Annotated in this window: 24 protein-coding genes; 7 read left to right on the top strand and 17 right to left on the bottom strand. The window is 64.0% G+C overall.

All coding sequences use genetic code 11. The annotated features are described in order from the left end of the window. The first annotated feature begins 35 nt into the window (after positions 1–35). Complete coding sequence (locus tag QZ497_RS14765) at positions 36–686, top strand: pseudouridine synthase (RefSeq protein WP_295476449.1); 651 nt, start codon at positions 36–38, stop codon at positions 684–686. A gap of 137 nt (positions 687–823) precedes the next feature. On the opposite strand, the gene QZ497_RS14760 is transcribed toward QZ497_RS14765, so the two are convergent. Next, positions 824–1,303 carry an Lrp/AsnC family transcriptional regulator gene (locus QZ497_RS14760; protein ID WP_295476447.1) on the bottom strand — a complete coding sequence of 160 codons (480 nt, stop codon included), beginning with the start codon at positions 1,301–1,303 and terminating at the stop codon, positions 824–826. Positions 1,304–1,701: 398 nt separating this feature from the next. Here QZ497_RS14760 and QZ497_RS14755 point away from each other — a divergent pair, with 398 nt between their 5' ends. Further along, positions 1,702–2,799 (top strand): DUF6515 family protein, encoded by a 1,098-nt coding sequence (locus tag QZ497_RS14755; protein ID WP_295476446.1) that lies wholly within the window; start codon positions 1,702–1,704, stop codon positions 2,797–2,799. On the opposite strand, the gene QZ497_RS14750 is transcribed toward QZ497_RS14755, so the two are convergent. After that, positions 2,784–3,686: a cation diffusion facilitator family transporter gene (locus tag QZ497_RS14750; RefSeq protein WP_295476444.1), complete on the bottom strand. Its 903-nt coding sequence runs from the start codon at positions 3,684–3,686 to the stop codon at positions 2,784–2,786. The two genes, QZ497_RS14755 and QZ497_RS14750, sit on opposite strands and share 16 nt — an antisense overlap. Positions 3,687–3,689: 3 nt before the next feature. Further along, entirely contained in the window at positions 3,690–4,109 is a 420-nt protein-coding gene (locus QZ497_RS14745) for a polyribonucleotide nucleotidyltransferase (RefSeq protein WP_295476442.1), read from the bottom strand. A gap of 141 nt (positions 4,110–4,250) precedes the next feature. On the opposite strand from QZ497_RS14745, the gene QZ497_RS14740 reads away from it, so the two are divergent. Continuing rightward, a complete protein-coding gene (locus QZ497_RS14740; protein WP_295476440.1) occupies positions 4,251–4,544 on the top strand; it encodes a hypothetical protein in 294 nt (97 codons plus the stop codon). A 25-nt stretch (positions 4,545–4,569) separates the two neighbouring features. Here QZ497_RS14740 and gspD read toward each other — a convergent pair whose 3' ends face one another. From gspD to QZ497_RS14680, 12 genes are all read right to left on the bottom strand, one after another. Continuing rightward, positions 4,570–6,864 carry a type II secretion system secretin GspD gene (gene gspD, locus QZ497_RS14735; protein ID WP_295476438.1) on the bottom strand — a complete coding sequence of 765 codons (2,295 nt, stop codon included), beginning with the start codon at positions 6,862–6,864 and terminating at the stop codon, positions 4,570–4,572. Further along, positions 6,861–7,376 carry a general secretion pathway protein GspN gene (locus QZ497_RS14730; protein ID WP_295476437.1) on the bottom strand — a complete coding sequence of 172 codons (516 nt, stop codon included), beginning with the start codon at positions 7,374–7,376 and terminating at the stop codon, positions 6,861–6,863. The genes gspD and QZ497_RS14730 overlap by 4 nt, the downstream gene beginning before the upstream one ends. Next, positions 7,373–8,029 (bottom strand): type II secretion system protein GspM, encoded by a 657-nt coding sequence (gene gspM, locus QZ497_RS14725; RefSeq protein WP_295476435.1) that lies wholly within the window; start codon positions 8,027–8,029, stop codon positions 7,373–7,375. The genes QZ497_RS14730 and gspM overlap by 4 nt, the downstream gene beginning before the upstream one ends. Beyond that, a complete protein-coding gene (locus QZ497_RS14720; protein ID WP_295476433.1) occupies positions 8,019–9,050 on the bottom strand; it encodes a type II secretion system protein GspL in 1,032 nt (343 codons plus the stop codon). The genes gspM and QZ497_RS14720 overlap by 11 nt, the downstream gene beginning before the upstream one ends. Further along, on the bottom strand, positions 9,047–9,769 hold the full coding sequence (locus QZ497_RS14715; protein WP_295476431.1) for a general secretion pathway protein GspK: 723 nt from the start codon (positions 9,767–9,769) through the stop codon (positions 9,047–9,049). The genes QZ497_RS14720 and QZ497_RS14715 overlap by 4 nt, the downstream gene beginning before the upstream one ends. Continuing rightward, on the bottom strand, positions 9,766–10,377 hold the full coding sequence (locus QZ497_RS14710) for a prepilin-type N-terminal cleavage/methylation domain-containing protein (protein ID WP_295476429.1): 612 nt from the start codon (positions 10,375–10,377) through the stop codon (positions 9,766–9,768). The genes QZ497_RS14715 and QZ497_RS14710 overlap by 4 nt, the downstream gene beginning before the upstream one ends. Continuing rightward, the gene (locus QZ497_RS14705; RefSeq protein WP_295476427.1) at positions 10,374–10,742 is read right to left on the bottom strand and encodes a prepilin-type N-terminal cleavage/methylation domain-containing protein; all 369 of its coding nucleotides are present in this window, start codon (positions 10,740–10,742) and stop codon (positions 10,374–10,376) included. The genes QZ497_RS14710 and QZ497_RS14705 overlap by 4 nt, the downstream gene beginning before the upstream one ends. Then, positions 10,739–11,176 carry a GspH/FimT family pseudopilin gene (locus tag QZ497_RS14700; protein ID WP_295476425.1) on the bottom strand — a complete coding sequence of 146 codons (438 nt, stop codon included), beginning with the start codon at positions 11,174–11,176 and terminating at the stop codon, positions 10,739–10,741. The genes QZ497_RS14705 and QZ497_RS14700 overlap by 4 nt, the downstream gene beginning before the upstream one ends. Before the next feature lies 1 nt (position 11,177). After that, positions 11,178–11,603, bottom strand: coding sequence for a type II secretion system major pseudopilin GspG (gene gspG, locus QZ497_RS14695; protein WP_295476423.1), 426 nt, complete (start codon positions 11,601–11,603; stop codon positions 11,178–11,180). Positions 11,604–11,613: 10 nt separating this feature from the next. After that, entirely contained in the window at positions 11,614–12,813 is a 1,200-nt protein-coding gene (gene gspF, locus QZ497_RS14690) for a type II secretion system inner membrane protein GspF (protein ID WP_295476421.1), read from the bottom strand. A gap of 1 nt (position 12,814) precedes the next feature. Beyond that, positions 12,815–14,539, bottom strand: coding sequence for a type II secretion system ATPase GspE (gene gspE / locus QZ497_RS14685; protein WP_295476419.1), 1,725 nt, complete (start codon positions 14,537–14,539; stop codon positions 12,815–12,817). A 76-nt stretch (positions 14,540–14,615) separates the two neighbouring features. Next, positions 14,616–14,843: a hypothetical protein gene (locus QZ497_RS14680; protein WP_295476417.1), complete on the bottom strand. Its 228-nt coding sequence runs from the start codon at positions 14,841–14,843 to the stop codon at positions 14,616–14,618. 465 nt (positions 14,844–15,308) lie between these two features. On the opposite strand from QZ497_RS14680, the gene QZ497_RS14675 reads away from it, so the two are divergent. Continuing rightward, positions 15,309–18,050, top strand: a complete 2,742-nt coding sequence (locus QZ497_RS14675) for a glycoside hydrolase family 3 C-terminal domain-containing protein (protein ID WP_295476415.1) — start codon at positions 15,309–15,311, stop codon at positions 18,048–18,050. Between the two features lie 100 nt (positions 18,051–18,150). On the opposite strand, the gene QZ497_RS14670 is transcribed toward QZ497_RS14675, so the two are convergent. Beyond that, positions 18,151–18,780: a TetR/AcrR family transcriptional regulator gene (locus QZ497_RS14670; RefSeq protein ID WP_295476413.1), complete on the bottom strand. Its 630-nt coding sequence runs from the start codon at positions 18,778–18,780 to the stop codon at positions 18,151–18,153. A gap of 257 nt (positions 18,781–19,037) precedes the next feature. Between QZ497_RS14670 and hrpB the strand changes: the two genes are divergently transcribed. Continuing rightward, a complete protein-coding gene (gene hrpB, locus QZ497_RS14665; RefSeq protein ID WP_295476411.1) occupies positions 19,038–21,560 on the top strand; it encodes an ATP-dependent helicase HrpB in 2,523 nt (840 codons plus the stop codon). 72 nt (positions 21,561–21,632) lie between these two features. Here the strand turns inward: hrpB and QZ497_RS14660 are convergent, their stop codons facing one another. Further along, positions 21,633–22,637, bottom strand: coding sequence for a GntR family transcriptional regulator (locus tag QZ497_RS14660; RefSeq protein WP_295476410.1), 1,005 nt, complete (start codon positions 22,635–22,637; stop codon positions 21,633–21,635). 301 nt (positions 22,638–22,938) lie between these two features. Here QZ497_RS14660 and QZ497_RS14655 point away from each other — a divergent pair, with 301 nt between their 5' ends. Then, positions 22,939–24,297, top strand: a complete 1,359-nt coding sequence (locus QZ497_RS14655) for an amidase (RefSeq protein ID WP_295476408.1) — start codon at positions 22,939–22,941, stop codon at positions 24,295–24,297. A gap of 63 nt (positions 24,298–24,360) precedes the next feature. Beyond that, positions 24,361–25,242, top strand: a complete 882-nt coding sequence (locus QZ497_RS14650) for a polysaccharide deacetylase (protein WP_295476406.1) — start codon at positions 24,361–24,363, stop codon at positions 25,240–25,242. Positions 25,243–25,261 lie beyond the last annotated feature (19 nt).

Genomic DNA, 25,261 nt, shown 5'->3' with positions numbered 1-25,261 from the left:
GGTAAAGTGGCCCTTTGTTTTTTCTGGCCAGATTCATGTCCCGCACCCCGCGCCCACCTTCCAAACCTCCTGCCGCACGCCGCCCTGCCCAGGGCAACGGCAGCGCGCCCCGGCGTGTCGCCAAGGCGCGCCCTGCCGAGCCGAAGCTGATCCTGTTCAACAAGCCGTTCGACGTGCTCACTCAGTTCAACGACGAGCAGGGCCGTGCCACGCTCAAGGACTTCATCGATATCCCTGGGGTGTACCCGGCCGGGCGTCTGGACCGCGACAGCGAAGGGCTGTTGCTGCTGACCAACGACGGACAGCTGCAGGCACGCATCGCCGACCCGCGGCACAAACTGCCGAAAACCTATTGGGTGCAGGTGGAGGGCGAACCCACTGAGGCGCAGCTGCAGCAACTGCGTGATGGCGTGACCCTCAACGACGGCCCGACCCTGCCGGCCGAGGCCCGTGCCCTTGACGAGCCGACGCTATGGCCGCGCAACCCGCCGGTGCGTTTTCGCAAGAGCGTGCCCACCGCCTGGCTGGAACTGGTGATTCGTGAAGGGCGTAACCGCCAGGTACGCCGCATGACCGCTGCGGTGGGCCTGCCCACGCTGCGCCTGGTGCGGGTGCGGATCGGTCCATGGAGCCTGGAAGGGCTGGAGCAGGGGCAGTACCGGCAGCTGGAGGACTGGCGCTTCTAGCAGCCAGGGGCCTGCTACGGTTGCCTTGTGGGAGCTTGATCGCGAAGCGGACAGTGAGGTCACTGCATCCGCTGAGCGTGATGCAATGTTCGCGAGCAAGCTCGCTCCTGCAAAAAACCGTTGACTGAACCCTGCTGCTAGTTGCGCAGGTGGGTCAGCGGCATTTCCGTGCTGGCCAGCACCTGGTTGAGCACGAAGCTGGATTTCACGCTGGTCACCCCTTCGATACGGGTCAGGTGGCCCAGCAGTAGTTTCTGGTAGTGATCCATGTCCGGCACCACCACCTTGAGTTGATAGTCGGCGTCCATCCCGGTCACCAGACAGCATTCCAGCACCTGGGGCAGGTTGCGAATGTGCTGCTCGAAGTTCTCGAAACGTTCCGGGGTATGGCGATCCATGCCGATCAGTACATAGGCGGTGAGGCTCAGCCCCAGCTTCTTGCGGTCCAGCAGGGCCACCTGGCGCACGATGTAACCGTCGTCTTCGAGCTGCTTGACCCGCCGCGAACAGGGCGACGGCGACAGGCCGATGCGTTCGGCCAGTTCCTGGTTGGAGATGCGGGCGTCGCGCTGCAGTTCGGCCAGGATGCTCAGGTCATATCTGTCGAGCTTGCTCACAATGTTCTCCTTTATGTTTCAGATTGCGCCAAATTATTTGTCCTAAGTGAAAAATTGCGCAAGTGAAGTTTTATTGAGCAATATTCGCAATCCTTCGCCTCGGCTGCACGCCTATCATTTTCCACAGAATCACTGCCCGGACATCGCGTCCACGGCGACCCGCCCAATCAGGCGCGTCGCGGCCCGCTACCCAACAGGGTAAACCGAGGCCCCCGGGCTGCATCCCGTCCAGAAGACGGTATGAAGTGAGCCGGCGCCACAAGCGTCGAGCCAGGACGAAGTATCCCAAGGGGGCCATCTGGCCCCCTTTTTTGTTTCACGGGTCTGATACAGTGTGGGGCATGGCGCTGGCGCATGTGGCCACGACGTCTCCCGTGAAGATTCCTAGTGAGGAAAGCATGAAATCCGGCATCTGGCAGCTCGCGATCACCAGTCTGTTGTGCTTGAGCCTCACCTCCCATGCCTTGGCCGACGACCGGCGTGATGCCCTCGACGAATTACGCGACCCGCCGCGCCAGCCGAACCCGGCCGAGCGCCAGCAGCAGATGCAGATCCAGCAACAGCAGAACCAGATGCGCCAGGTCGAGCGCCAGCAACAGTTGCAGATTCAACAGCAGCAGCGTGACCAGCAACGGCAGATCCAGCAGCAGTACGACCAGCAGCGCGATGTCCAGCGCCAACAGGACCGGCAGATTCGCGAGCAGCAAACGCAGCAGCGTCAGGTCGAGCGCCAGCAACAGCAGCAGATCCAGCAGCAACAGCGCGAGCAGCAACGGCAGATCCTCGACCAGCAGAATCAGCAGCGGCAGCAACTGCGCCAGAGCCAGAACAACCTGCCGATCCAGGGGCGCCCTGACCAGGTCTGGCAGACCCAGCCGCCGCGCCAGGGCTATTACCAGGACCTGCCGCGCGGCCAGCGGCCCCAGGACCACTGGGCCGGCCGCCCTGACGGACGCGGTGACGGCTGGGGGCCTGGCCCGCGCTACCGGCCGGGCTACTTCATTGACCGCGTGCCAGGCGACTATGCGCGCATTCCCTGGCGGGGGCAGAACTACTTCTATTCCGGTGGCTACTGGTATCAGTCGCAGGGTTCACGCTACGTGGTGGTAACGCCGCCCTATGGCGCGCGCGTGCGCAGCCTGCCGGACTATTCCCGCGAAGTGTGGGTGGGTGGTTCGCTGCTGTTCCTCGCCGCCGGCACCTACTATGCCTGGCAGCCGGAAAACGAAGAGTACGTGGTGGTCAATCCGCCGCCGCAGCCGGTGTATACCCAGGCGCCGGCGACCAACAATGCCTACGACCCGGTGTTCTCGCCGATTGCCGGGCAAACCCAGGAGCAGGTGGAATTCGACCGCTACCAATGCTACCGCCAGGCCGTGCAGGACACCGGCTTCGACCCGGCCACGGCCACTTACCAACCCGCCCCCGAGGTGCTGGACGGCTACCGCCGCGCCATGGGCGCCTGCCTGTACCAGCGCGGTTATCGGGTCGAATGATCCGCGCTTGGCCTGACCACTTCCTGCGGGTCGGCATGCACCAGCACCTCGGCCAGCGGGTACTGCGCATGAATGGCCGCTGCCGCCTGATCGCAGCGTTCATGGGCCACCGACAGCGTCAGTGAGCCAGGCAGCTCCAGGTGCAGCTGAACGAACCACACCTGCCCGGAAATCCGTGTGCGCAGGTCGTGGGCGCCCAGCACGCCGGGCACCTGGCAGGCCAGTTCAAGCATGTGGGCACTGACGTCGCTCGGCAGTTCTTCGTCCATCAGCACCGAGAAGGTCTCGCGGGCGATCTGCACCGCACTCCAAATGATGTAGCCGGCAATGCCCAGGCCGAACCAGGCATCGGCCTGATGCCAGCCCATGGCGCTGAGCACCAGCGCCAGCAGGATACTGGCGTTGAGCAGCAGGTCGGAGCGGTAGTGCAGCGAGTCGGCCTTTATCGCGCTGGAGCCCGTGGTGTCGATCACGCGCTTCTGCAGCCTCAGCAAGGCCACGGTCAGCACCAGCGACAGCACGATCACCAGGATGCCTGGCAACGCAGACGCCAGAGGCTCGGGGTTCTGAATGCGTTCGACCGCCTGCATGGCGATCAGCACGCCGCTGACCGCGATGAACAACGCCTGGGCCATACCCGACAGCGCCTGGGCCTTGCCATGCCCGTAGCGGTGGTCATCGTCGGCCGGGCGCAGCGCGTAATGCACCGCCAGCAGGTTGAGCAGCGATGCCGCGCCGTCGAGCAGCGAGTCGGTGAGACCGGCCAGCAGGCTGACCGAGCCGCTCATCCACCAGGCGATGGCCTTGCAGATGATCAGGGTGACGGCCACCCCCAGTGAGGCGCGGGTGGCCAGGCGCAGCAGGCGGGCGTGGTCGGCTTGCTGCATGGGTCAGGCAGCCGGCTTCAGGCCCAGGCTGGCCAGTTGCGAAAGGCTGCCGCGGCTCTGGATCAGGCGCGGGTCGTCCAGCGGGATGGAGCGGCCCAGTTCGTCTTCCAGGATGACCTGCAGCTTGCGGGTGTCGACGCTGCCGTCGGCATTGACCGCTGGTTGCAGCTTTTGCGGGTCGATCTGCGCATGTTCGTTGGGACCGTAGTAGATGGCGCCGGTGGCGAAGTCCACACCCAGCGCGATCACCCCGGGAATCACGTAGAACAGCAGGCCCAGGGCATCGAGCACGGCAATCGCCGGGTCGATCTTGCCGTCGATCTGCCCGCGACGGTCGGGATAGAAGATGCTGCCGCAGGCCGACAGTTGGGTGACCAGGGTGGCAGCCAGGACGCCGCCGATCAAACGGGAAGGAATGCGCATGGAAAACTCCTGTAGTGAAGGGGCAACTATACAAGGCATAGCGGGTTGTCGCTGCTCAGACTGCGTCGACGCCTGCAGGTTCTGCGCGAGGCCTCACCATAACGGCATAATGCCTGCTCATGATTGAAGAAAGGATGAACGATGTCGCATGCCAGGCTCGCCGCCCGAGAGGTGTACCAGTTGCTCAAGGATGTGGCGCAGGGCGAGCGCGCGCTGCGGCTGCTCGACGAGACCCAGGGCGCATTGCAGATCGAGATCGACGGCTGGCGCCTGACCCTGCTGCATGAGGGCCGTGTACTGCAGTGCTGTCGGCATTGCCAGGTCACGGACGGTCGGCAGGGCTCGCTGGACGACTGGCACCGCAGTGGCACCGACCCACTGGCCTTTCTGAGCGCATGGGAACAGCGGCAGATCGAGCGGCGCCTGTGGGGCTGAGGTTCAGGCCCACAGGCGCCTGTGCTTATTGCTTGGGCTTGATCAGTTGCAATTGCTGGCGATAGTCATCCGTCACCTGCCGGGCCTGGCTGTTGCTGGTGACCACGCGCGGGGTGATCAGCACCAGCAGTTCGGTGCGCTTCTTGCTCTTGCTGGTACTGCCGAACAACCAGCGCAACCCTGGAATGCGTCCCAGATAGGGCACTGACGAGGCGGTATCGCTGTTGTCCTGCTTGATCAGCCCGCCCAGCAGGACGGTCTGCCCACTCTGCACGGCCACCTGTGTGGACACCGAGCGCGTAGAGATGCGCGGGTTGCCGTTGTTGTCGGAGGCAGCGGAGTTATCGGCGTCACTGACCTGCTGCTGAATGTCCAGGTAGACGAGACCGCCCGGGTTGATGCGCGGCACCACGTCGAGAATGACCCCGGTCTGCACGTATTCGACGCTGCTCAGTGTGGTGTTGGAGACGTTGGTGTTGACCGTGGTCTGGCTGATGGGGATGTTGTCGCCGACCTGGATCTGCGCCTGCTGGTTGTTCATGACCACCAGCGAGGGCGCTGACAGCACCTGCGTGCGGCCATTGGTTTCCAGCGCATGCAGCGCCACCTGCAGGTTGTTGCTGACGAACGAATAGAACAGTGAGTCCGTGGCACCCAGCCCCGCCCCGCCGCCGCCGAGCGCACCCTGGCTGCCCGCAGCATTGGCCACCGTGTTGCTGCCGGAGTTGCCGGCCAGCCGGCCCAGGTACCATTGCACGCCGAGGTCCAGTTCGCCGCTGAGGTTGACCTCCAGAATCCGCGTTTCGATCTGCACCTGCATCGGTGCGTTGTCCAGGCGTTTGATGGCCGACTCGATTTCCGCCCACTGCGCGGGGCGGGTGCGGATCAACAGCTGGTTGCTGCTTTTCTGCGCGGTAATGCGGGTGCTGTCATCCAGGCGCTGGCTGGCGCCGGACGGCGTGCCAGCGGTTTCGCCATAGGTGCTGTCCGTGCCGTCAGCCGTTTCATCGCCGCCCTCGGCGTCGGTGTCTGCGTCGCTTTGCTGCAGGCCGCCCTGCAGGTTGGCATTGCCGCCGTTCAGGCCCATGGCCGATGCCGAGCCCATGCCCTGGCCGGTGCCGTTGAAGCCCATGCCGACCGAGTTGCCGTTGCTGCCATTGAGCGACGACAGCGAGCGGGTACGCAAGCCGGGAGCGACCCTGGCGGCGCTGTCATCCTTGATCTGGCCGTTGCCGTAGATCTGCCGCAGGTACTTGGCCAGATCGGCGGCCTTCATGTTGCGCACGTCATACACGTACATCTGCGGCTCGTTGCCGCCGCCTTCGTCGATGGTGCGAATCCAGTCGCCCACTTCGCTCAGGTACTGCGGCTGGGCCGAGATCGCCACGATCGAATTGGTTCGTTCGATGGGCATGAAGCGCACCATGCCAGCGGTGGGCAGGCCGCTGTCGGGGCCGAACATTTTCGTCAGCTCCGGCATCAGTTCGGCGACGCTCGCGCGCTGCAGGCCATAGACGCCCACCGACATGCCCTTGAGCCAGTCGACATCGAAGGTATCGATGGTGTCCTGGTAGTTGGCCAGTTCATCCGGCGTACCGGCCAGGCTGAGTACGTTGCGCCCAGGGTCGACCAGCAGGAAGGCGTTGTCACGGGCGAAGGGCTTGAGCAGCTTCTGCATCTCCGTCGCCGAGATGTAGTGCAGCGGGAACAGCCGCGCCGACATGCCGCTGGAAGGGCGGGCAACCGGCATCTCGGGGACCAGCTTGCCGGCCACGGCCTGGTTGGCCGGCAGGATCACGTAGCGATCGCCCTGGCGGATCATCGCGTTGTCGGTCCATGACAGCAGGGTTTCCAGAATCGACAGCGCCTGCTGCTTGTTCACCGGCTTGGAGGTGGAGAAGCTGACGTCACCCTTGACCCCCTGAGCGATGCTGTAGTTTTCGTGCAGCAGGTCGCCCATCACGCTGTTGATCACCGCTTCGATGGGCTGGTTGGTGAAGTTGAACACGATATCGCCGACCTCTGCCGCACCGGCCTTGGCACTCGACGCCGGTGCCGGGTTGCGTACGAACCGCTGGCTGCCACGCATGATCTGCTGGCGTGGCCCTGCGCTGGCGCTGGGGTTGGCCTGTGGTGCCAGGGGCTGGGGTTCCGATAGCGGCGGGCGCTGTGATCCTGTGCCGTTGAGTGCTTCCTGCATCAGTGCCGGGTCGTTTTCAAGAGGCTCTGGCGTTGTGGCGCAACCGGCCAGTGCAACCGCCGTGGCCAGGCAAAGCAAGGGACTGCGCAAACGGGGAAACTCAGGATAGCGATTGGTCATGGTGTGCGTACGTCTGGAAGGGTAATGGGTCGGGCTTTCGAAGGGGGTGGAAGGCGAAGCAGGGGCAGGCGCAGTTCACGGGTCTGCCCCTCGTGGGTAAAGGTGGCTTGCCGTGCGCTGGCAGCGGTCAGCGTCCAGCCGTTGTCGAGGCTGCTGCCGACGGCCAGTTTCACGTTGCGCTGGTCGGGCATGCGCAGCAGTACCCATTGAGATTGGCCGTCGATGATCACCCCGCTGAGGCTGATGCCATCCAGCGAGGACGCCTGGTGCTTGTCGGCCACCGGGTCGGGTTTGCGGTCCGGGCTGAACATCGATTGCTGCCAGGTCAGGGCCAGGGCTTGCGACGACAAAGGGGGCAGCGCCTTGGGTTTGCTGGCCGGTGCCGCTGCATGGACCTCGCCCGGTGGCAACCAGTTCACTGTCTGCCCGGCGCCCATGGCCAGGCTGATGGCCGTGGCGCTCAACAGGGCGGTGGCGGCCAGCAGCGCCAGGGTCAGGTTGTCGAGTCTCATGCGTCAGGCTCCTTGGCGGTGGCGGATGCCTTGCCTGGCTGTTTGCCGGCTTGCGCAGGGCTGGACGCCTGTTGCATATAGCCACGCAGCAGCAGGTGGACCTCCAGGCGCCCGGCGCCGCCCCTGGCCGGTGCCGAGGTGGCGCGGCGCAGGCTCAGGTTGTCGACGAACAGAAACGGCTGCCCGTATTCGAAGTCGTGCAGCAGCCTGGCCAGGGGCTCCATGGCGCATTCCAGGGTCAGGCTGACTTTCACCTGGCGATAGGGCTCTGCACCTTCATGCTCGGGGGTGATCGGCATGCGCTGCGTGACTTCGCAGCCGGGGCCCTGATCGGCGTGGGCCTTGACCAGGTCGAGGCTGCGTTGCATCAGGTCGGCGGCCACGGCGCTGGGATCTTCGCCGGGCAGCAGGCTGGTGCGGCTGGATGGGTCGCGGCGCGCCGCCTGTAGCTGCTGCTCCAGGCTGTCGTGTTGCTGCAGGATGGCGGCGTAGCGCTGTTGCTGGCCACGCAGCATCTCGGCCTGTTCGTCGAGCGCATTGAGCGGGTCGAGAAACCAGCTTTGCACCAGCAGCCACCACGCCGCCCAAAGTACCAGTGCGAGGACGATCAGCGCCGCGCCGCGGCGCTCCCTGGCGGTCAGCTCACGGCGCATCGGCGGCCTCCCTGTGCAATTGGGCGCGCAGGGAAAAGCGTTCCTTGCCGGTCGCTTCGTCGGGCTGGATGATGCCCTGGAACTGCGCGTCCCTCAGGGTCTTGCAGTCTTTCATGCGGGTGATCAGGGCGCTGGCTTTGGCGCTTTGCCCGGAAAGCGACACGCCGCCGCCGTCGGTGATTTCCAGTTGCTCGACCCAGGTGTCGGCACCCAGGCAGCCGGTCAGGTCGACCAGCACGCTGGACAGCGTGGGTTGCGCGGCTTTCTGCTGGGCCAGGTAGCGTGCCGCACCCTGCGTGTTGATCAGTTCGCGGCGCAGGTTCTGTACTTGTTGCACCTGCGTGCGCTGCTCGTCGACGCGGTGCTGCATCGTCTCGACCATCGCCGTGCGGGCATCCAGCCAGAGCACCATGCAGCTCACCAGCAACACGCCGCAGGCCAGTGCCAGATAGCCTGGCAATTGCGCACGCGCCGGGCGCGCTGGCCGTTGCTCGGCGGGCAGCAGGTCGATGCCCAGGCGCTGGCCACGGGCGTCATAGCCGTCGACGGCATGCAGCGCCAGCCCTCTGGCCTGGCATTCCTCGAGCGCTGGCTGCAGGCGCTCGCGCAGCACCGCCGCCAACTGCACCTTGGCCAGCGCGCCGTCCTTGCCGATGACCCGGGCCACGTAATGCAGGCGTTCGCGGGGGTAGGGCGTGTACTTGTCGAGTTCGAAGCCGATCACGCTGTGCAGGTCACGCACGGCGGCACTCGGCAGCATCAGGGTCTGGACCAGCAGCATGTTGGCCGGCAGCAGCAGAACCCGACGTTCATCGGGATGTTCGTCGACCTGCTCGGGCAGCGGCCAGTCCACCAGGCGTTCGCGTACCTGAGGCAGCAGGCGCGTGCGAATGGCGGCGGGCAACAGCGCATGCAGCTCGCCCAGCCAGGCCTGCCAGAGGTGTTGTGCCCGGCTGCCACGCCATTGGCCGAGCAGGCGGGCTTGCAGCGCAGCGAGCTGCTTTGAAAGACGATGCTTCATTCTTGCCAGCGCAGGACCCGATAAGGCCTGACACCCTCCTCCGATGGGTTGAGTAGCAGCGTGACGCTCAGCGTCTTGCTGAAGCCGCCGGGCAATGTCGCCCGGCTTTGTACGGTGATGACCGGCCCCGCCTGAGTGGCGGCCCCGCTGCCGCGTGGCAGATTCAGGGCCTGACGCAACCACGGCGAGGCCTGGCCGGCGACCGGGGCGGGCAAGCCGCTCCACAGGGTCAGGTGCGCACTGGCGCACTGGTAAAGCCGCTGGTCCATGGCCGGCAGTTCGCGCACTTCCTCGATGCTGCGCAGGGGCGGACGCTTGTCGCCACGGCGCTGGGTCAGGGCCTGCGACAGTTGCCCGGACTGTTCGGCCGAACTGCCACAGGCGCGCAACAGCCGGGCGAAGGATTCGGCGGGTGCCGCGTTGACATCCAGCTTCCCGGCCTCGCTGGTCAGGCTCACCGCCAGCGACGCCTGGTCAAAGCGCAGCGCGCGCGCCTGGCCATCGGTTTTCCAGTGGCGCTGCGGGTCACGATCCAGTTGCGCCAGCACGGCCATTTCCACCCCCGCCTCGGCGGCCAGCAGCGCCTGGGTCTGCTGGCGTTGCCACAGCGCCTGGCGATTCTGCAGGTGCACCCAGCCCAGCAGGCCGGCAAGCAAGGTGCCCAGCAGTGCCAGGACCCACAGCACCAGGAGCAGGGCCACACCGCGCTGGTTTGTCATAGCGCGTGCGCCTCCGACGACAGGTCCAGGCGCAGGTCGATGCTCTGCAACGGCCATGGCACCGGCCCCCTCAGCTGTGCGTCGATACGTACGTTCAGCGGCAGCCGCCCCGGCCAGGGCCAGTGATCGAGCCAGTCGGTGGCAACGCCTTGGGGCGAGACGCCGCGATAGCTGAATTGCACGTCCTGTACCTGATGCAGCAGCACCTGGGGTTCCAGCGCCGGCTGCAGGCCCTGATCGCTCAGGCGTTGCAGGCTTACCTGCAGGCGCTGCCCTTGGGCCAGCGCCAGGCTGTATCGATACAGACCACCACCCAGGGTGCTGGCGAGCGGTGCATGAAAGGTCATGCTGTGCGGCTCGCCGATGAACACGGGCGCCTGCTCCGACGGCGAGGTCCCGGCCGCCAAGGGCAGACTCTGGCCGATGGCATGGCGCAGGAAATTCTGCGTCGAACGCACTTCGTCGAGTGCCGCGCTGTAGCGTTCGGCCTTGGCCATGGCCCGATTGCCGCCGCTGATCGCGCCGGCAATCAGGGTGAGCAGCACGCCGAGCAGGCTCAGCACGATCAGCACTTCCAGCAAGGTGAACCCCTGGGCACGATGCTTCATTGTCCGGCCCTCGAACCCGCACTGCGCACTTGCAGCGCGCTGTAGTGCGCGTGCCGTTTACCGTCGCTGACATCCAGGTCAAGCCGCCAGGCGTCCAGCGGTGCGTTGCCGGCGGGCATGGCGCTGACGTTCAGGCGCCACTTCACGCCCGACCATTGCCCTTCGGTCACGCCGGCCTGCAAGCGGCGCGCGCGGGCCTCGTCCATCAACGAGCGTGCGGTCAGGCTCAGCAGGTCGCTGCGTTGCACCTGCTGCAGGGCGCGGGCGCTTTGCCCGAAGGCCACCACCAGCACGCTGCTGCACAGCGCCAGCACCGCAAGCGCAGCGAGCATTTCCAGCAGCGTGAAGCCGCGCTCGCCGCTCAATTGAGCCTGCGCAACTGAACGCTGCCGTTCAGCCAGTTGATATCGACCCGCCACTGCTTGTCGTTGCGGCTCAGCAACAGATGCCCACCGCTCGACCCGCCATCGGGATAGAACTCGAATGCCGGGCCGAGGCCGTCGGCGGTCTGCAGTTGCACGTGCATGTCGGCGGGCAGGCGATGGGCTTTCTGCTGCGGCCCCTGGAAGCGCCCGTTCCTGAGATCGAAGCGGGTCTGCGCCGGTTGCCCGGTGACGATCGCCTGCACCCGCGCCGCGCGCAGCGCCTGCACCACCTCGCTCAAGGCGCGGTGCTCGCTGGCGGTGTGCAGGCCTTTGCCCACGCCGAAGCCCACCACGCCGATACCGATGCCGATCAGGACGATCACCACCAGCAGTTCGAACAGGGTGAAGCCGCGGGAGCGGGGCAGGGCGCGCATGTTACTGCCAGTTACCGATATCGGCGCGGTAGCCTTCGCCACCGGGCTGGCCGTCCTGGCCGTAGAAGATCAGGTCGAAGTTGCCGTGCTCGCCAGGGAAGCGGTAACCGAAGGCATGGCCGAACGGGTCCTTGAGGTCGGACTTTTTCGCATAGGGGCCTGCCCAGCCGGTGGCATTGGCGGGCTTGCTGACCAGCTGCTGCAGGTTGGCCGGTGGCGAGCCGACATCCAGCGCGTAGCTTTCGATCTTCATGCTCAGGCTGGCCAGCTGTGCCTTGCCGGCGCCGTACTTGCCCTTGTCGACGTTGCCGCCGACCTGGCGTACGACGATGGTCGCCACGATGCCGAGCAGCACGATGACCGCGAGCATTTCCAACAGGGTGAAGCCGCCCTGGCGACGGCCATTGGCGGATTTGAATCGACGCATGTGTGTGTCCTCAAATGTTACTGGTCAGGCTCATCAGCGGAAGCATGATGGCCAGCATGATCACCGCCACCATGACCGCCATGACCACGGTCAGACTGGGTACCAGGGCCGCGAGCATGCGGTCGATGCCACGCTTGGCCTCGACGTCGAAGACGTCGGCGACCTTGAGCAGCATGCTGTCGAGGTTGCCGGCCTGTTCGCCGACCTCGATCATTTGCAGGGCCAGTTCCGGCAGCAGTGGTTGTTCTCCAAAGGCTTGTGCCAGCCGGCCGCCACCCTTGACCCAATCGGTGGCTTGCTCGACCTGGGCGCGCAGGGCGTGGTTGCCGCATACCTCGCGCACGATGGTCATGGCTTGCAGCAGGGCCACGCCGTTGCTCAGCAAGGTGCCCAGGGTGCGGGCCAGTCGCGCGGCCTCGATGCGTTGCAGCAACGGGCCGATGACCTTCAGTGACAACAGGCGCCGGTCGTGCCGTTGCCGACGCTGTGGGTCGCGGCGCAGCACCGCGATGCTCCAGACCGATGCCACGATGGCGGCCAGCAGCACCAGGCCGTAGGCGCTCAGGAACTCGCCCATGCCGAGAATGGCCTGGGTGATCAACGGCACCGGAACGCCCAGGTCGCGGAAGATCGGCACGAACTGCGGCACCACGTAAGCCAGCAGCAAGGCCAGCGAGCCGAGTACGCCGACCACCAGGAAAATCGGATAGATCAGCGCGTTGACCACTTCGCCGCGCAGCTTCTGACTGCGCTCCAGGTATTCGCCCAGCTGGCGCAGGGTGTTTTCCAGCGAGCCGCCGGCCTCACCGGCGCGCACCATGCTGATGTACAGGCTGGAAAACTCGCCGTGCTCTTCTTCCAGCGCATGGCTCAGTGGCTTGCCGGCCTTGACCTGTTCGCGCACTCGCTCGAAGACGGCCTGGCGGCGAGGCTCCTGGTTCTGTTTGCCGAGCGTGCCCAAGGCCCGTTCCAATGGTTGGCCAGCGCCGATCAGGGTTGCCAACTGCTGGGTGAAACTGACCAGCGCCGCGCCGTTGAGCACGCGACGCCGCATGGCCGTCAGCCCTTGATGGGTGCCGACTTCCAGGCTGAGCAGTAACAGGTTGCGCTTTTGCAGGATGGCCGCTGCGGCGTTCTCGTCGCTCGCTTCCAGCGTGCCATGGTGTGTGGCCCCCTCGGCGTCCAGCGCCCGATACTTGAAATGCGCCATGTCAGTCTCCGCGCGTCACGCGCAGCACCTCGTCGAGGGAGGTCACGCCGGCAACGGCCTGGCGCAGGCCGTCTTCATACAAGGTGCGCAACCCATCCCGTCGGGCAGCCTGTTCGAGTGTCGCGGCATCGGCCTGACGCATCAGCAGGCTGCGCAGTTCTTCGTTCATCACCAGCAGTTCGGTGATTGCGCTACGACCATGGAAGCCACCGCCCGGCAACTCGCTGGCCGGGCGGTAGAGCATGATCGGGCGTTGCTCGGTAAAGCGTTCAAGACCGTGCTCGGCGACCAGTTCAGGCGGCGCTTCGAAGGCGATGCGTGTGACCGGGTCAAGGCGACGCACCAGACGCTGGGCCAGGATGCCCTTGACGGTGGAGGCGATCAGGTAGCTCTCCACGCCCATGTCCAGCAAGCGCGTGATACTCGCCGCCGCGCTGTTGGTGTGCAGGGTGGACAACACCAGGTGGCCGGTGAGGGCGGATTGAATCGCGATGCGGCAGGTTTCCAGGTCGCGCATCTCACCGATCATGATCACGTCGGGGTCCTGCCGCACGATGGAGCGCAGCGCGCCGGCGAAGTCCAGGCCGATGGAGGGCTTGACCTGAATCTGGTTGATGCCTTCGAGCTGGTATTCCACCGGGTCTTCGACGGTGATGATCTTGCGTTCGGCGGTGTTCAGGCGTGACAGCGCCGTATATAGGGTGGTGGTCTTGCCTGAGCCGGTAGGGCCGGTGACCAGCAGGATGCCGTTGGGGTTTTCCAGTACGTCGAGGAAGTTGGCCAGGCGTTCGCCGTCCATGCCCAGGCTGGGAAAATCGAAATTCACCGTTTCGCGATCGAGCAGGCGCATGACCACCGACTCGCCGAAGCTGGTCGGTACGGTGCTGACCCGCAGGTCCAACTCCTTGCCTTGTATGCGCAGCATGATCCGGCCGTCCTGCGGCAGGCGCCGCTCGGCGATGTCCAGCCTGGCCATGATCTTCAGGCGCGAAATGATCGCTGCCGATGAACTCGAGGGTGGTGCCTCGGCCTCGTGCAGCACCCCGTCGATGCGGTAGCGCACTTTCAGCTGGCTTTCGAAGGGTTCGATGTGGATGTCCGAAGCGCGTTGTTCGACGGCGCGCTGCAGGATCAGGTTGACCAGGCGGATGACCGGGGCTTCGGAAGCCAGGTCCTTGAGATGCTCGATGTCTTCTTCGGCACCGCCATGTTCATCCATGGTTTCGATCAGCGAGCCCATGGCCGAGCGGCCCTGGCCGTAGAAACGCTCGATCAGGCCATCGACTTCGCTGGCCAGGCCCACCGACACATACACCGGGGTCTGGCAGGCATAGCGCACCGCCTCCAGCCCATAGGCATTGGCGGGATTGGCGGCCAGCACATGCACGCCATCGGCGTGGCTGCCGATAGGCAACAGCCGGTTGTGACGCATGAAGCGCTCACTCAATACGGGCAGCGTGTCGGTGGGCGGCGGGACGGCATCGGCAACCAGTAAAGGTGCCTCAAGCGTCGAGGCCCAGGCCCGGGCCAGGTCCATTTCCGAGACCAGGCCGAGGCGTGTCAGCAGTTCGCTCAGTGAACTGCCGGGTGATTCCTGCGCGAGTCGCTGTGCCCGATCCAGATCCACCGACTTGAGCCCGGCGTGCTCGACCAGCCAGGCACACAAAGCCTCGGACGAGTGCCCGTTCAGTTGCTCAAGTTGGACAGGATTCAAGGTATCGGACACGACGTAACTTCAAGTGCGACAAACAGCAGGTATTGTGCGTCCCGTGTTTGAGGTTAATAAGTAAGGCGCGAAAGCTTTAGTTGGAAGTGCCCGAAGATTGCTGCACTGGGCGACCCCGCTTATTTTCATCTGCCTGCACTTGTTTCTGTTTTTTCTTTTCGGCTTTCACGTTTTTAGTTTGTGTCATCACCGTGCTGTCCGGCGCACCGGATGCCGAATCCTGAGTGCTCGAATCGGCCGCAAAAGTGGTCGCGGAAACAGCGAGCGCCATGACGGCTACAGCACTAAGAAGTGGCATTTTCATATCGTGGTTCTCCAGTGTTTTTAACAGTGTTGAAACGCTTGGTGCCTGGGTGATCAGCAGCGTTGCTGCATGGGTCAGGCGGTTTTGGCCCCTTATTCATTGGGGTTCAGGCGGTTGTCCGTCGTTTTGCTAAACCTACAGACCAGTAGGTTTTGTGAGAGTTCAGCGAATGTGTCAAAAAATTTCGAGCCTGTATCGGGGCTGAATTTTTTGTTTGACTTCAACTAAAAATGCACGTCTTAATTTAAAAGACGCGTGGTTTTACCGCGCAGTTTACTGGCGCAGTGCCATTAACTTTAGTTTTGCCTAGTTTGTTGCCCAAGCTCGCGGCTTGTCGGCGCCTGTCCCTCTATTTGTCTGCCGTTTCTTGAAGAAGCTGCGGCTGCGGTGTTGTAGTGCCGTTAATAAAGGGGTTCCGTCGGCTCGCTGCGACATTTGCGCACAGGGGATATCTGGAGACTTTTAATGCGAACCCGTAGAACTCTTGCTGCTCATTCGGCATTGGCGCTTTTGAGCCTGGCCGTCAGTCATGCCAACGCAGCGACAACCACCACCCAGGAGCAGTTGGCGGCCCATGAGGCACGCGCTGAAAAAGAGGCCGAGAAGACCCTGGCGAAAATGACCCAGGAAGAGAAGCTGGCCTACATCGGCGGTATTGGCGGTTGGGACGTGAAGCCTTTGTCGCAGTACGGCGTTCCGCAGATCCACGGTACCGACGGCGGCGCCGGCGTTCGTTACGTCAGTGAAGGCAACGATCAAGGTGTGGTCTACCCTGCCGGTCCGAACCTGGCGGCAACCTTCAACCCCCGTCGCGCCATCGACTTCGGTCGTGCCCTGGGCTACGACACGGCCACCGGTGGCTACCAGTTCGTGACGGGGCCGGGCATGAACCTGTACCGCATGCCATGGAGCGGTCGGGCGTTCGAATACCTCTCGGGTGAAGATCCGTTCCTGGGCGCCAGCCTCGCTCCTGCGGTGATCAACGGCATCCAGCAGCGTCGGGTCTGGGCTGAAGCCAAGCACTACGCCGCTAACGACCAGGAAACCAACCGCTTCATCCTCAACCAGGTGATGCCGGAGCGGGTGCTGCGCGAGATGAGTCTGCCTGCGTTCGAGTCGGCGACCAAGAACAGCACCGTGGCGATGATGATGTGTGCGTTCCAGAAGGTGAACGGCGAGTATGCGTGTGAAAACAAGCACCTGCTCACTGACATTCTGAAAAAGGAATGGGGCTTCAAAGGCCTGGTGCAGAGTGACTACAACGCCATCGTCCATGGCTTGCCCGCCGCACAGGCCGGCAGCGACCTGGACATGATGGGCGGGCAGATGAACAGCAAGGTGCTCAAGCCTTACCTGGACAGCGGTGAGCTGGACATGGCGACCATCGATGACAAGGTTCGTCGCATCCTCAAGAACATCTACCTGTACCAGTTCGACAAAATCGCACCGCTGACCACCCACAACATGGCCAGCGCCACCAGCAACAAGGTTGCGCTGAACATTGCCCGTGAAGGCATCGTGCTGCTGAAAAACCAGAACGACGTGCTGCCGCTGGACAAGTCCAAGGTCAAGCGCATCGCCGTGGTCGGCGACCTGGCCAAGTACGCTCCACCGACCGGTTTTGGCAGCGCCTATGTCGATGCCAGCCACTACATCAGCGAGCTGAGCGGTCTGCAACAAATGGCGCCGGGCGCCAAGGTCGAGTTCCTCGACAGCCTGTCGCTGGACCCGGCGGCTTCGAAGTGGACCACCACCGACAGCAAAGGCAACACGGTCGACGGCATGAAGGCCGAGTTCTTCAACAACGCCAACTGGTCCGGCGATCCGTCGAGCGTGCGCATCGACAACCATGTCGATATGGACTGGTCCACCGACGATCTGCCGAGCAATGGCGATGTCAACAACACCTCGATTCGCTGGAGCGGCCAGATCAAGCCGACCATCAGCGGCGACCAGGTGTTCAAGGTCCGCGCCGACGGCGCCGTGCGCCTGTGGGTCAACGGCAAGAAGATCATCGACAACGGCGACGGTGAGAACATCACGTTCGGCAGCATTCCGCCGACCATCCCGGAGTCGGGCAAGATCAAGCTCGAAGCCGGCAAGACCTATGACGTGAAGCTGGAATACTCGCGTCGCGACGGTTACCTCTCCACGCTGGGCGGCCTGGTCGGTGTGCAGATGGCCTGGGCGTCGCTGGCCGCCCCGCAGGATCTGTCGCAGTACGATGCCGTGGTGGTCGCTGTGGGTAACAGCAATGAATACGAAGGTGAAGGCTTTGACCACAGCTTCGACCTGCCCGAGTACCAGAACGAGCTGATCCAGAGCATCGCCAAGGTCAACCCGAACACCATCGTCACCATGCACGGTGGTACCGGGCTGAAGATGAGCGACTGGATCGACCAGGTGCCGGCGGCGCTGCATGCGTTCTATCCGGGCCAGAACGGTGGTCAGGCACTGGCCGAGATCCTCTTCGGCAAGGTCAACCCATCCGGCAAGCTGCCGATCAGTATCGAACGTAACGTCGAAGACAACCCGCTGTACAAGGACTTCCCGAAGTACGACAGCACTCGCAAGCAGGTCAAGGAACTCAGCTACAAGAACGACCTGACCATGCTCGGCTACCGCGGTTACGACAAGACCGGCACCAAGCCGCTGTTCGCCTTCGGCCATGGCCTGTCGTACACCCAGTTCACCTACAACAACATCTCGGTGACTCCGGGCGTTGCGGTGGGCAACACGCCGATCAAGGTTTCCTTCGACCTGACCAACAGCGGCAAGCGCGCCGGTTCCGAAGTCGCCGAGCTGTATGTCGGCCAGAAGAATCCGAAGGTCGAGCGCGCCGTCAAGGAGCTCAAGGGCTACAAGAAGGTCTTCCTGCAGCCGGGTGAAACCCGTCGGGTCACCATCGAACTCAATGACCGTTCGCTGGCGTATTTCGATGAGGCGAGCAAGCAGTGGGTCGTCGATGCCGACACCTTCGACATCAGCGTGGGTTCGGCCTCGGATGACATTCGCCTGAACGGCAGCCTGGTCAACCAGTTCCGTCAGGAACTGTCGACCACGACCAGCAACCCGCTGCCACGTTCGGCACTGAACTCGACCAAGGCGCTACTGCCTGCGGTCAAGACCGGTGGGGTTTTCGACCAGGACGAAAACATCAACGACGGTAACGGCAACGCCGACTATGACGGCAGCACCGACTACTGATTGACCCTCGGGCGCGGAGGGCGCCGGGCTTGAGTGCCCGGCGCCGACTTCGCTGACGGTGAAACGGAACGGGGTGATCCAGCCATGGATCACCCCGTTTTCATTTGGCCTGAATATCCCGCCTGACCTGCGCCATATAGCTTTCGAAGGTCTTGACCAGGTCGATCTGCTCCGGAAAGCGCAGCCATTGCAGCTGCAAGCCGTCCATCATCGCCAGGATCTGCCGGATGAGGCTGTCCAGGTCTACGTCTGCACGTACTTCTCCGGTGGTCACCAGATGGTCGAGGCGCGCGCGCATGCGCCCGTAGATGGTCTGGTAGCGGGTCTGGAACCACTCCCAGGCCGGGTGGCTGTCTACCAGGCTTTCGGCATTGAGAATGCTGAACGCACGAATGACACCAGGCGCCGTTGCATTCGCCCGGTTGATCGCCAGCAGCCCTTCGATGAAGCCGTCCAGGGTCGCTTCGCTCTGGACCTTGTCAAGGACCTTGCGGTTGACCTCATCGCGCCGGGCCAGCACGCCCATGAGCAGGGCGGCCTTGTTGGGAAAGTGGTGCAGTACGCCGGCCACGGAGATGCCGACGTGCTCGGCGATACGGGCGATTGACGCGCCGGCATAACCCTCGAGTGAATACAGCCCAAGCGCCGCATCCAGTAATTCTTCGCGGCGTTTCTGGCCTTTTGGCGCGCGGCGGGTGCGGGGTGCTGACGCTGGTGGGGTGCCTTCCATGTGGATCCTGTGGGTAACGGTTTGCATCTTTATGGTGCAACTTTACGCGAGCCTTTACCCCGGTCGCCAGCCCGGGATTGTCGGACACAGGCAGCGTAGCCGCTTTTGAGCCTGTGCCAGCGGCGTGGGCCGTCAGCCCTGGCGGGGCTTTGGCCGCAAGCCCCTTGGCTTGAACTGCCGCACCGCCTGTTGTGCTCAGGCCGGAACGGGTCAGCGGCTCTCCAGGCGTATACTGCCGCTCTGATTTGGGGGCCTAGATGATTTCTCTACCAATTGACCTCGTACTGCCATCTCTTCGCGAAGCGCTGGCCAAGCGCGACGAGGCTGTCCTGGAAGCACCGCCCGGCGCCGGCAAGACCACCCGCGTGCCACTGGCGCTGCTGGATGAGCCCTGGCTGGCCGGGCAGAGCATTCTGATGCTCGAACCCCGGCGCCTGGCCGCGCGCGCCGCCGCCGAGCGGCTGGCCAGCGAGCTGGGTGAGAAGGTCGGCGAAACGGTCGGCTACCGCATCCGCCTGGATAGCAAGGTGGGGCCGAAGACGCGTATCGAGGTGGTGACCGAGGGGATTCTCACGCGGCGCTTGCAGGACGACCCGGCCTTGGAAGGCGTGGGGCTGTTGATTTTCGATGAATTCCACGAGCGCAGCCTGGATGCCGACCTGGCCCTGGCGCTGAGCCTCAATGGCCGTGAGCTGCTGCGCGATGACCTGCCGCTGAAAATCCTGCTGATGTCCGCGACCCTGGAAGGCGAGCGTCTGTCGACGCTGCTCGATGACGCGCCGGTGGTGCGCAGCGAGGGGCGGATGTTTCCGGTCAGCACGCAATGGGGGCGGCCGTTCCAGCCTGGTGAATTCGTCGAGCCCCGGGTGGTGCAGACGGTCATCGACGCACTGGGCAGCGAAAGCGGCAGCCTTTTGGTGTTCCTGCCTGGCCAGGCGGAGATTCGCCGGGTGCATCAGCAACTCGCTGAAGCCTTGGGTGAGCGCCGTGACGTGTTGCTGTGCCCGTTGCATGGCGAGCTGGACCTCGATGCCCAGCGCGCGGCCATCGACCCGGCGCCGGCGGGCAAGCGCAAGGTGGTGTTGGCCACCAACATCGCCGAGACCAGCCTGACCATCGACGGTGTGCGGGTGGTGGTGGACGCTGGCCTGGCGCGAGTGCCGCGTTTCGATCCCGGCAGTGGCATGACCCGCCTGGACACCCAGCGTATTTCCCGCGCCAGTGCCACCCAGCGCGCCGGCCGTGCCGGACGCCTGGAGCCAGGGGTGTGCTACCGCCTGTGGTCCGAAGCCCAGCATGACCAGTTGGCGGCCTATGGCAGCGCCGAGATTCTCCAGGCCGACCTGGCCGGCCTGGCCCTGCAGCTGGCGCGCTGGGGCGTGGAGCCTGCTCAGTTGCAGTGGCTGGACCAGCCGCCCGCCGCCGCTTTTGCCCAGGCCCGCGACCTGTTGCAGCGCCTTGGTGCCCTGCAGGATGACGGGCGCCTGAGCCGCCATGGCCAGGCCATGGCCGAGCTGCCGGCGCATCCGCGCATCGCTCACCTGCTGTTGCGCGGGCACGACCTCGGCCTGGCAGACATGGCCTGCAATGTGGCGGCCCTGTTGGGCGAACGTGACATTCTGCGCGGCGCCGGTGCCGACCTGCACAGCCGCCTGGCCCTGCTGAGCGGCGAGCACAAGGCGCAGCGTGGCGGGCAGGGCGGGGTGCAGCGTGCGCGGCAACTGGCCCGGCAATACCGCAGCTACCTGCGCGGTACGCCAGGCCAGCCGGTCAGCGACCCGCAGGATAGCCGCTGGCTGGGCGCCCTGCTGGCCCTGGCCTATCCGGACCGCGTGGCACGCCAGCGCCGCGCTGGCGGCGCGGAATATCGCCTGGCCAATGGCCGGGCAGCGCTGTTCGGCGAAGCCGACGCGTTGATGAAACACGAATGGCTGGTGGTCGCCGACCTGGGCAGCCGGCAAGGCCAGCGCGAGGAGCGGATCTACCTGGCCGCCGACCTCGATGAGTCGTTGTTCGACACTGTGCTGAGCGAGCAGGTCCGTCAGGTGGATGAACTGGACTGGGATGAACGCGAAGGCGTTCTGCGTGCCGAGCGGCAGATCAAGGTGGGCGAGCTGGTGCTGTCCCGTGCACCGTTGGCGAATCTGGATGACGAGGCGCGTACGCGGGCGCTGATCAACCATGTGCGCCGCAAAGGGCTGGAGCTGCTGCTGTGGACGCCAGAGCTGCGTCAGTGGCAGGCAAGGGTAGAACTGCTGCGCACGCTCGACGTTGAAGCGGGGGTTGAAAGCCAGTGGCCTGACTTGCGCGACGAGGCTCTGCTGGCGACCCTGGAGCAGTGGCTGGCGCCTTATCTCGGCAAGGTTTCGCGGCTCAGCCATTTCGCCCAGCTCGACCTGTCTTCCATCCTGCGCAACCTGTTGCCCTGGCCATTGCCCCAGCACCTCGATGCCCTGGCGCCGCAGACGATTGCGGTACCGTCCGGCTCGAACATTCGCGTCGACTACAGCGAGCGGCCTCCGGTGCTTGCCGTTCGTCTTCAGGAGTTGTTCGGTCAGGCTGATACGCCGCGCATCGCCAATGGGCGGCAGGTGCTGAAGCTGCACCTGTTGTCGCCGGCACGGCGCCCGGTGCAGGTGACCCAGGACCTGGCGAATTTCTGGAAGTCGACTTACGGCGAAGTGAAGAAGGACCTCAAAGGCCGCTATCCCAAGCATTTCTGGCCAGACGATCCGCTGGTGGCGCAGGCGACGGCCCGGGCCAAGCCAAGGGGAACGTAAAGCGCCTGGTAAAGGAAAGCTGCCCAGCTCCGGCGATGCCGGGATCCGTCAGCTGCGCCGTATGTCTTTACTTCAAGCGAGCCTTTCGAGGTAACGGGGCGCATTGGGCTCTGGCAGTACGGACAGCACCTTGAGCCGTTGCAGGGTGCGCTCGCGGGCTTTGGCGATGTGGTCGCGCAGGCACGAGCAGGCCGACTCGACCGTTCCGTACAACAAGGCCTCGAAAATCAGGCGATGCTCGACCAGCATCGCTTCGTCGTTGCTGGAATGCAGGGCTTCATGCAGTACGCGGCCGACGTTCATGGGGATCTGACACTGGCGAATGACCGCTGCCATGCGGGTGTTGCTCACCCCGGCGATGCAGGTGACGTGCAGGTCTTGCTCCAGCTGTTCGATGGCTGCCCGGTGCACGTCGCGGCCCGCGGCCTGGGCTTCGATCACGCGCTGCAACATCGCTTCCAGGTCGCTGCGAGACACCTGTTCGACACCTTGGCGAAGAGCATCGGGTTCCAGCAGCATTCGCAGTTCGTAGTCTTGCTTGACGGCCTGGGCCGTCAGTGGGCCGGCCAGCCATTGCGAGTAGGGCTCTTTTTCCACCAGGCCCTTGTCGCGCAGGCGCATCAAGGCTTCTCTGATGACCGCTCGGCTGACGTTCAGCTCTTCGGCGGCGCTCTGTTCGTCGATGCGATAGTGACCGAAGACCATGAAACGGATGACCGTCTGCGCGAGGTGGTCATAGATCCGCTCGCCCAGGGGGCGGTAATCGATGAGGTCGTCCTGTGGCTCCAGGCCCAGCAGCTTGCGGGTCAGGGGTACGCGGAGCGGGGTTTGCGTGGTGCCCTCGGGGTCGATCATGAAGCCCCGGCCATCGAAACGGCGAATGAGCCCTTCTTCATGCAGCAGATTCAGGGCCTGGCGAACCGGTACGCGGCTGGTACCGAAAAGCTCGGCCAGCGGGCCCTCGACCAGCACCAGGCCAGGAACCGTCTGACCGCCGAGAATCGCATCGCGCAACGTGTTGCGAATGGTCTCGTAGCGAGAAGACGGACGCTCTTCCAGGGAGGGTGTGGCAGACATCAGGACGGCTCTCATCAAGCGTGGCGGGGAAGTTTCTCACAAGCAGGGGGAGATGTGAGCGAACGCCGGTAACACTTCCATGAGCGATCTTGGGGCGAGCTGTTACTGAAAAGCCCAAAATGGATCATTTATTTAAAAATACATTTTTCGAGCCAGGCGCGTTGCGCAAACCCTTTACCACATTCATCTGCCTGTCATAGAGCCTCCCAATCCAGTATGGGAGCTAAGGTTCAAAACTTGGCACGCTCGATGCTTCTGTAAATGTACTTATTTTTAAAATGTACATTTTGTAGGGTGTGCCATGCGTGTCGATGCTCATTCCCTGGCCCAACGATTCGCCGATGGCACGACCGACCCTGTCGAGGTGCTCGACCACGCGCTGCTGGGCGCGGCGCAAAGTCCCGCAGCGTTCATTAGCCTCACCGAACAGCGCGCCCGGCGCGAGGCGCTTGCCGCCCAGGCGCGCTGGCAGGCCGGTCAACCGTTGTCGCCCTTCGATGGCGTACCTGTGGTGTGGAAAGACCTTTACGACCTGGCCGGCTGCGTCACCACGGCCGGGGCCAAAGTGCGCATGGGCACCCCCCCTGCATCACGCGATTGCTCACTGGCCGTGGCGCTCAGCCGTGCCGGCATGGTGTGCGTCGGCAAGACCAACCTCAGTGAGCTGGCGTACTCGGGGCTGGGCTTGAATCCGCATTTCGGAACCCCGGCCAATCTGCGCTTCAACGGTGAGCTGCGTGCCCCGGGTGGGTCGTCTTCGGGTTCGGCCATCGCCGTTGCCCATGGCATCGCGCCTGTTGGCATGTCTACGGATACTGCAGGTTCGATCCGAGTGCCTGCCGCGTTCAACGGCCTGGTGGGCTATCGAAGCAGCGCGAAGCGTTATTCGTTCGACGGCGTGGCACCGCTGGCCAGCTCGCTCGACTCGCTGGGGCCGATTACCCACAGCGTTCGCGACGCCATCGTGGTGGATAACCTTTTGCTGGGCAACCGCACTGGCATGCCGCTGGAGGTGCCGGGCCTGCCCATCACCGGGCTGCGGCTGTGTGTGGATGTCGAGCTGCTGCGTGATGCGCGCATCCAGGCTGAAGTCAGTGCCAATCTTCTTGCTGCGCTGGAGCGACTGGCCTCGGCAGGCGCCGTGATCGAGCGCCGGAAGGTGCAGGCTTTTCAACAGGCACTGGAGGTCATCGAGCAGGTTGGCTGGCTTGGCAGTGCCGAAGCCTTTGCTCTGCACCAGGCGCTGCTCGACAGCCCGGATGCCGAGCAGCTCGACCCCCGCGTGCGCCAACGGCTTGAGGCTGCGCGAGCCTACCCGGCCAGTAAACAGGTGCGCTTGTACCAGGCTGCCCAGGCCCTCAAGGCACAGATGGCCCGAGAGCTGGATGGGGCGTTCCTGGTGACCCCTACGGTCGGTCATGTTGCGCCGCTTCTGGCGCCTCTCGAAGAGGACACCGAGCTTTTTGTGCGCACCAACCTGGCGACGCTCAGGCTGACCATGCCCGGCAGCATGCTGGACATGCCCGGCGTGGCGATCCCCTGCGGTATCGGAGAGGCAGGGCTTCCCACCAGTTTCCTTCTTTCAAGTTTCAGCGGAAATGACCCGCAACTGCTGCGTGCCGCCCTGGCGATCGAGCCTTTGGTGCGAGGTTGGAGCTGAAGGCCGCCCGGCGGGCAGGCCATTGCGGTGCGCGTTTATTTGAATGAAAACGAGGTATGCGTCATGGCAAAAGAAATCTTTGTATCGATTGGTGTGGATGTCGATGCGGTAGCGGGTTGGCTCGGCTCTTACGGTGGCGAGGACTCGCCGGACGACATCTCTCGCGGGCTTTTTGCGGGTGAGGTCGGCTCTTTGCGCCTGCTCAAGCTGTTTGCCAAGTACGAGCTGCGCACCACCTGGTTCATCCCCGGCCATTCGGTGGAAACCTTTCCTGAGCAAATGAAGGCGGTGGTGCAGGCCGGTCATGAAGTGGGGATTCATGGTTACAGCCATGAAAACCCGATTGCGATGACCCCCGAGCAGGAAGAGATCGTGCTGGACAAGTCGATCGAGATCATCACCCAGCTTTCGGGCAAGCGGCCCACCGGTTATGTGGCGCCGTGGTGGGAATTCAGCAACGTCACCAACGAGCTGTTGCTGAAGAAGGGCATCAAGTACGACCACAGCCTGATGCACAACGACTTCCATCCCTACTACGTAAGGGTCAAGGACAGCTGGAGCAAGATCGACTACAGCCAGCACCCCGATACCTGGATGAAGCCCCTGGTGCGCGGTGAAGAAACCGATCTGGTCGAGATTCCGGCGAACTGGTACCTCGACGACCTGCCACCCATGATGTTCATCAAGAAGTCTCCGAACAGCCACGGTTTCGTCAATCCTCGCCACGTGGAGGAGATGTGGCGTGATCAGTTCGACTGGGTTTACCGCGAACACGACTACGCCGTATTCCCCATCACCATTCACCCGGACGTTTCGGGTCGACCTCAAGTGCTGCTCATGCTTGAGCGCTTCATCGAGCACATGAAAAGCCATGAAGGCGTGCAGTTCGTAACCATGGACGAGATCGCTGACGACTTTATTCGGCGGCAACCCCGCAAGCGTTGAGAGACGTTTGGGTTGACCC

The organism is uncultured Pseudomonas sp., assembly GCF_913777995.1.
Taxonomy (GTDB): domain Bacteria; phylum Pseudomonadota; class Gammaproteobacteria; order Pseudomonadales; family Pseudomonadaceae; genus Aquipseudomonas.
The sequence above is the reverse complement of the archived record's forward strand: the minus strand, read 5'-3'. Positions and strand labels throughout refer to the sequence as shown.